Source organism: Kitasatospora sp. NPDC114501 (assembly GCF_055633695.1).
This window is the reverse complement of record NZ_JBVKDS010000009.1, coordinates 134,484-141,243: the sequence shown is the minus strand read 5'-3', so window position 1 is coordinate 141,243 and position 6,760 is coordinate 134,484. Positions and strand designations below refer to the sequence as shown.

Annotated in this window: 3 protein-coding genes, 1 tRNA gene and 1 pseudogene; 3 read left to right on the top strand and 2 right to left on the bottom strand. The window is 75.4% G+C overall.

From position 1 onward, the window contains the following. The first annotated feature begins 20 nt into the window (after positions 1 to 20). Positions 21 to 92, top strand: a tRNA-Val gene (locus ACZ7RU_RS18485). A gap of 284 nt (positions 93 to 376) precedes the next feature. On the opposite strand, the gene ACZ7RU_RS18480 is transcribed toward ACZ7RU_RS18485, so the two are convergent. Then, on the bottom strand, positions 377 to 577 hold the full coding sequence (locus ACZ7RU_RS18480; RefSeq protein ID WP_470341982.1) for a hypothetical protein: 201 nt from the start codon (positions 575 to 577) through the stop codon (positions 377 to 379). Positions 578 to 984: 407 nt separating this feature from the next. Between ACZ7RU_RS18480 and ACZ7RU_RS18475 the strand changes: the two are divergent. Beyond that, positions 985 to 2,271, top strand: a pseudogene (locus ACZ7RU_RS18475) (serine/threonine-protein kinase); the annotation flags it as partial. Between the two features lie 812 nt (positions 2,272 to 3,083). Here the strand turns inward: ACZ7RU_RS18475 and ACZ7RU_RS18470 are convergent. Next, positions 3,084 to 3,896, bottom strand: coding sequence for a TrmH family RNA methyltransferase (locus ACZ7RU_RS18470; protein WP_470341981.1), 813 nt, complete (start codon positions 3,894 to 3,896; stop codon positions 3,084 to 3,086). Positions 3,897 to 3,985: 89 nt separating this feature from the next. Here ACZ7RU_RS18470 and ACZ7RU_RS18465 point away from each other — a divergent pair, with 89 nt between their 5' ends. Continuing rightward, complete coding sequence (locus ACZ7RU_RS18465; protein WP_470341980.1) at positions 3,986 to 6,727, top strand: SpoIIE family protein phosphatase; 2,742 nt, start codon at positions 3,986 to 3,988, stop codon at positions 6,725 to 6,727. Positions 6,728 to 6,760 lie beyond the last annotated feature (33 nt).

The window sequence follows — 6,760 nt, the reverse complement described above, 5'->3', positions numbered from 1 at the left end:
CTGCACGACCGCCACATCAGGCGCGATTAGCTCAGCGGGAGAGCACTACCTTGACACGGTAGGGGTCACTGGTTCAATCCCAGTATCGCGCACAGTGACGACCGGGGTCGTAGTCCGTGAGGACTGCGGCCCCGGTCCTTTTGCGTGCCCGTACGGATCGGGAAGAGGAACGGTCGGGGAACAGGAAGAGCCGCGTACGGACGCCCTCACCGACGTCCGTACGCGGCGCCTCCGCCTGCCGGGGTGCTCTGCGCACCGCACTCGCCCGTCCGCGAGTCATCGCGGCCGCGGCCTCCCCGGCGGCACCGTTCCCCGTCCCCGGGGGATCGGTGCCCGTCTTCGACCGGCTCGGGGCCGGTGTCCTTCTTCCCCCTGCTCAGCGGGTGATCAGATCGGCGACGGCCTGGGCCTGGTTCGCCATCTGGTCCCACCCGCCGAAGAGCAGCACCAGGAGCACGGCGCACGGCAGGGCCATGGCCAGCGCCACGGCGGGGTGCCGGGTGGGCTGCTCGGCGGACCGGGACTGGACGAAGGCCGGCCGCCGGCGGCGGGAGGTTCCCGTGAGCTGCGGTGGCATGTCCTGGCTCCTGATCCGGTCGAGTTTGGCGCGGTGGACGGCTTACCTCGGGGGACGAGCTCCCCGTCCACCGCTGGACACAACGCTATTGGCCGGGGGGTCCTCCGGACGTCATGCCGTCGTACTGTTCCTCGGACGTCCGGGAGGATGACGAGGGGACTCGGGACCTACTACCGCAGGGGGACGGAAGTCTCGTCCGACCCCCGAGGGAACCCTGAGGGGGAACCCCGAGACGCCCCTCGACGGACCTGTGACCTGCAGGTCAGCGCAAGATCCGACAATCGCACGGTGGCTTCAGGTGTTGCGTATCAGCACACCGCAGCGGGCAGTCCGTAAGCTGTGCCGGACAGGAACTGACGATGCCCCAACCGACGGGGCCTCACCCACCGGCTGACGGGGAACGAAACATGGCGATGATGCGGCTGAGGCGTGAGGACCCCCGCATCGTCGGGCCGTACCGCCTGCACCGGCGACTTGGCGCCGGCGGCATGGGCGTGGTGTACCTCGGGTCCGACCGCCGCGGACAGCGCGTCGCCCTCAAGCTGATCCGCGCCGAACTCGCCGAGGACCAGGAGTTCCGCACCCGCTTCGCCCGCGAGATCGCCGCCGCCTCCCGGATCCGGGGCGGCTGCACCGCGCGCGTGGTCGGCTCCGACATCGAGACCGAGCGGCCCTGGCTGGCCACCGCGTACGTGCCGGGGCCCTCGCTCTACAAGCGGGTCGGCGACGAGGGGCCGATGAACTGGCCCGAGGCGGCCCGGATCGGGGCCGCGCTGGCCGACGGACTGGTCAAGGTGCACGAGGCGGGGGTGGTCCACCGGGACCTCAAGCCGTCCAACATCCTGCTCTCGCCCCGGGGCCCGCGGATCATCGACTTCGGCATCGCGTGGTCGCGCGGCGCCAGCACGCTCACCCACGTCGGCACGGCGGTCGGCTCCCCCGGCTTCCTCGCGCCCGAGCAGGTGCGCGGGGCCGCCGTCACGCCCGCCACCGACGTCTTCGCCTTCGGGGCCACCCTCGCGTACGCCCTCACGGGGGACACCCCGTTCGGGTCTGGAGCGTCCTCCGAAGTGATGCTGTACCGGGTCGTCCACGAGGAGCCCGACCTCTCGGCGGTGCCGCCGCAGCTGGCGCCGCTGATCCGGGCCTGCCTGGCCAAGGAGCCCGCCGAACGGCCCGGGGCCGCCGCGCTGCACGAGCGGCTCAGCGAGCTGGCGGCGCGCGGGACGGCGGCGGGGGCCTCCACCGCCGGCACCCGGGGGGCACGGCCCGGGCGGAACGCCCCGGCTCCGGCTCCCGCCCAGCAGGAGAACGGCCGTCAGGGCGTGCCCGCCCCCGGGCGCTCCCCCGAGCCGCCCGCCGCGGCGCGGGCCCGGGCTGCGGCCGGCCGGCCGGGTGCCCAGGCGGCCGGAGCCGCCGGACGGCGCCCGCAGGGCCCGGCCGCACCCGCCCCCCGGCCCGAGGCCACGCCGGTGACCCGCCCGCTGCGGCAGCGCCCGGACCACCCGCAGACCCCGCCCCCGGCCCGCCCCGGGCCCCGCGACCGGGTGCGTCCCCGGGACCGCCAGCACACCCCCGCCCCCGGCGGACGGCCCGGTACCGCCCGGCAGCGGCTGCTCCGGCAGCGGCTGGTGGTCTTCGTCACGGTGACCATCGGGGTGGCGCTGGCCATCGCGGCGGCGCAGGGGTGCGAGAACCGGGACGACCGGAGCGTGCGGCCGCCGACCGGGGTGGTGGCGAACGCGGGCTCCGGCAGCCAGCAGGTGGTGCCGGGAACGTCGGCCGACGTCGCACCGCAGGCCTCCGCCGCGCCGCTCCCGGCAGCCGCCCGCAGCGGTGCGGACGCCGGGCTGACGCCCCCGCAGGCGCCGGTCCCGGCCGTGGACTGGCCCAACCACAGCTACCCCGACGGGCCCGGCGGGCCCGCCATCACCCTGCAGAACGGGCACTCCGTCGGGGCCGGGCCGCAGGTCGCGCTGAGCGCGGTGCTGCCGGCCCGGTACAAGGGCCTGCCGGCCGCGGTGGTCGTCCTGCGGCGCACGGAGGGCTCGGCGCCGGTCGACCTCGTCCAGCTCTACACCTTCGCCGGGGACACGCCGGTCGCCACCACCTACCGCACCTCGGTGGCCGACCCGCAGGCGGCGGCCGGCTGGCGGCTGGAGGGCGGCACGGTCGTCCGCGAGGAACGCTCGGCCGTCACCGGCGCCGTGACCTCCACCCGCTACACCGTCCGCCCCGACGGAACCCTGGACGAGTCCTGGCCCGGCGCCACCACCCCGCCCCCGGCGGCCGCCCCGGCCCCGCCCACCTCCCCCACCGGCTGACGCCGACCGGGCCGACCGGTAGCCCGGAAGCAACCGCGCGAGAAGTCGCGTGGGCCGACTTCCGATGCGTTTCGGTGCCGGCGGCGCTGTGCACCGACGCCTCAGCGGGCGGTTCGCGAAGCGGCACGCGTGAGAAGTCGGGCGGGCCGACTTCTCGTGCGGCGCGGGGCCGGTGCCGTTGGTTACGGGGTGGGGGTGGTGACGGCGTAGAAGGCCACGGCTGCGGCGGCGCCCACGTTGAGGGAGTCGATGCCGTGGGCCATCGGGATCCGGACCGGGTGGTGGGCGGCGGCGATGGCGCGGGGGGTGAGGCCGTCGCCCTCGGCGCCCAGCATCAGGGCGGCCTTGGGCAGGCCGTGCGGGGTCAGGGTGTGGAGGTCCACGGCGGTGTCGGCGGGCGTCAGGGCGAGCAGGGTGAAGCCGGCCTCGCGGACGGTGTCGAGGGCGGCCGGCCAGGGGTCCAGGCGGGCGTACGGGACCGCGAAGACGGCGCCCATGGAGACCTTGACGGCACGCCGGTAGAGCGGGTCGGCGCAGTCGGGCGAGAGCAGGACGGCGTCCATGCCGAGGGCGGCGGCGCTGCGAAAGATGGCGCCGAGGTTGGTGTGGTCGACCAGGCCCTCCAGCACGGCGACCCGGCGGGCCCCGGCGAGCACCTCGGCGGCGTCCGGCAGGGGCTTGCGCGCCATCGAGGCGAGGGCGCCGCGGTGCACGTGGTAGCCGGTGACGGCTTCGGCGAGAGCGGGCTCGACCACGTGGACGGGGGCGTCGGCCTCGGCGATGACGTCGCCCATCACCTCCAGCCACTTGGGGGTGAGCAGCATCGACCGCATCCGGTAACCGGCGGCGAGGGCGCGGCGGATGACCTTCTCCCCCTCGGCGATGAAGAGGCCCTCGGCGGGTTCGCGGCGGCGGCGCAGTTCGACGTCGGTGAGGCCGGTGTAGTCGGCGAGGCGGGGGTCGGCCGGGTCGGTGATGGTGCGGGGTTCGGACACCCTGCGATCTTGCCAAGCCGGGGCGGGGAAGGCCAAACGGCCGAGGGGGCGGGGTGGTCCCCGGCTGGCCGTAGTGCAAACATGACCGTATGGCCCGAAATCCGGGTCGATCCTGGGCTCCGTCGGCCTCTGGCGCCACTGGCACCGCCGGCTCCCCCGGTGGGCGCCCACACGGTCGGCCACAGCTGCCGCGTGCGAACCGGCGGTGGCCGGTGTGGCACCGGTCGGTGGCGGGGCAGGTCTTCGCGCTCCAGGTCCTGGTCGTGCTGCTGCTGGTGGTGGCGGCCGCGGTGGCCCTGGTGGTGCAGTCCCGCAACGACGCCGAGCACGAGGCGCGCAACCGCTCCGTGGCGGTGGCGCAGACCTTCGCCAGTTCCCCGGGCATCGTGGACGCGCTGCGCTCCCCCGACCCGACGGCCGTGCTGCAACCGAGGGCGCAGTCCGCGCGGATCGCCGCCGGCGTGGACTTCATCGTGGTGCTGAACAACCAGGGCATCCGCTACACCCATCCGAACCCGGCGCGGATCGGCGCGAAGTTCGTCGGGACCTACGAGCCCGCGCTGCACGGGCAGGTGGTGACGGAGCAGGTCACGGGCACGCTCGGCCCGCTGGTGCAGGCGGTGGTCCCGGTGTACGCCCCGGACAACTCGGTGGTCGGGCTGGTCTCGGCGGGCGTCACGCTGAAGAACGTCAGTAGCGCCAGCGAGCGCCAGCTGCCGGTGGTGCTGGGCGCGGCGGCGGTCGCGGTGGGGCTGGCCACGCTCGGAACGGCTCTGATCAGCCGACGGCTGCGGCGCCAGACGCACGGGCTGGGCCCGGTCGAGATGACCCGGATGTACGAGCACCACGCGGCGGTGCTGCACGCGGTGCGCGAGGGCGTGATGATCGTCGGCGGGGACGGGCGGCTGCTGCTCTGCAACGACGAGGCGCGGCGGCTGCTGGACCTGCCAGCGGACGCCGAGGGCCGCCAAGTGAGCGGGCTGGGCCTGGAGCAGGCGCCGCTGGGGCTGCTGACCGCCGGGCGCCCGGTGACCGACGAGGTGGTGCTCGCCGGGGAGCGGCTGCTGGCGGTGAACGTCCGGCTGATCGACCAGCCGGGCGGGCTGCCGGGCTGCGTCGCCACGCTGCGCGACTCCACCGAGCTGGCGGCGCTGTCCGGCCGGGCCGAGCGCGCGCAGCGGCGGCTGCGGCTGCTGTACGACGCCGGGGTGACGGTGGGCAGCACGCTGGACGTGACGCGGACGGCGGAGGAGCTGGCGCAGGTCGCGGTGCCGCGGTTCGCGGACTTCGTCACGGTGGACCTGGCGGACCAGGTGCTGACCGGTGAGGAGCCGCCGCCGGGCCCGTTGCTGGGGCGGATGCGCCGGGTCGCGCTGACGGGTGTGCGGGACGACGCGCCGTTCTACCCGGTCGGCACGGTGCTGGACGTGGTGCCGGCGACCCCGCTGGCCAGGGCGTTGAACAGCGGGGAGGCCGGCTTCGAGCCGAGTCTGGCCGAGGCCGTCGGCTGGCGGGAGCAGGACCCGGAGCGGTCGACGCAGGCGCTGGCGTACGGGGTGCACTCGTTGGTGCGGGTGCCGCTGCGGGCGCGCGGGGTGCTGCTGGGGGTGGTCCGGTTCTGGCGGGCGCAGCGGGCGGAGCCGTTCGAGGCGGACGACCTGGCGCTCGCCGAGGAGCTGGTGTCGCACGCGGCGGTGTGCATCGACAACGCCCGCCGCTACACCCGGGAGCACACCATGGCGGTGACGCTCCAGCACAGCCTGCTGCCGCGCAACCTGCCGCAGCAGACCGCGCTGGACGTGGCCCACCGCTACCTGCCGGCCCAGGCCGGGGTGGGCGGGGACTGGTTCGACGTGATCCCGCTGCCGGGCGCGCGGGTGGCGCTGGTGGTCGGGGACGTGGTGGGGCACGGGCTGCACGCGGCGGCGACGATGGGCCGGCTGCGCACCGCGATCCACAACTTCTCGACCCTGGACCTGCCGCCGGACGAACTGCTGGGGCACCTGGACGAGCTGGTGAACCGGATCGACCAGGACGAGGTGGCGGGCGGCGGGCGCGCGGAGCTGGCCGGGGCGACCTGCCTGTACGCGATCTACGATCCGGTGTCGCGGCGCTGCACGCTGGCCACCGCCGGACACCCGCCGCCGGCCGTGGTGGACCCGGAGGGCCGGGTGGTGTTCCCGGAGCTGCCGACCGGGCCGCCGCTGGGGCTGGGGGTGCTGCCGTTCGAGACCGCCGAGCTGGAGCTGGCCGAGGGCAGCCGACTGGTGCTGTACACGGACGGGCTGGTGGAGGACCGGCAGCGGGACATCGACGAGGGGCTGGAGCTGCTGCGGGCGGCGCTGTCCGGGCCGCCGCGCACCCCCGAGCAGACCTGTGCGGACGTGCTGGGGGCGATGCTGCCGGAGCGCCCGCAGGACGACATCGCGCTGCTGGTGGCGCGGACCAGGGTGCTGGCCCCGGACCAGGTGGCGCAGTGGGACGTGCCGTCCGACCCGGCGGCGGTGGGCGAGGTCCGGGCCGCGGTGGCGGAGCGGCTGACGGCCTGGGGGCTGGCGGAGGCCGCGTTCGTCACCGAGCTGATCCTGAGCGAGCTGGTGACCAACGCGATCCGGTACGGCTCCGGGCCGATCCGGGTGCGGCTGCTGCGGGACCGTGCGCTGATCTGCGAGGTGTCGGACGGCAGCAGCACCTCGCCGCACCTGCGGTACGCGGCGACCGAGGACGAGGGCGGGCGCGGGCTGTTCCTGGTCGCGCAGTTCGCGGACCGCTGGGGGACGCGCTACACCGCGACCGGGAAGGTCATCTGGACGGAGCAGCCGCTGGAGTAGGCCCGTGCGGCCCAGGTGGTGGAGCGGGAAGGC

Coding starts and splice junctions, on each gene's coding strand:
- ACZ7RU_RS18480 (WP_470341982.1), bottom strand. CDS start 577: ATGCCACCGCAGCTCACGGGAACCTCCCGCCGCCGGCGGCCGGCCTTC.
- ACZ7RU_RS18465 (WP_470341980.1), top strand. CDS start 3,986: ATGGCCCGAAATCCGGGTCGATCCTGGGCTCCGTCGGCCTCTGGCGCC.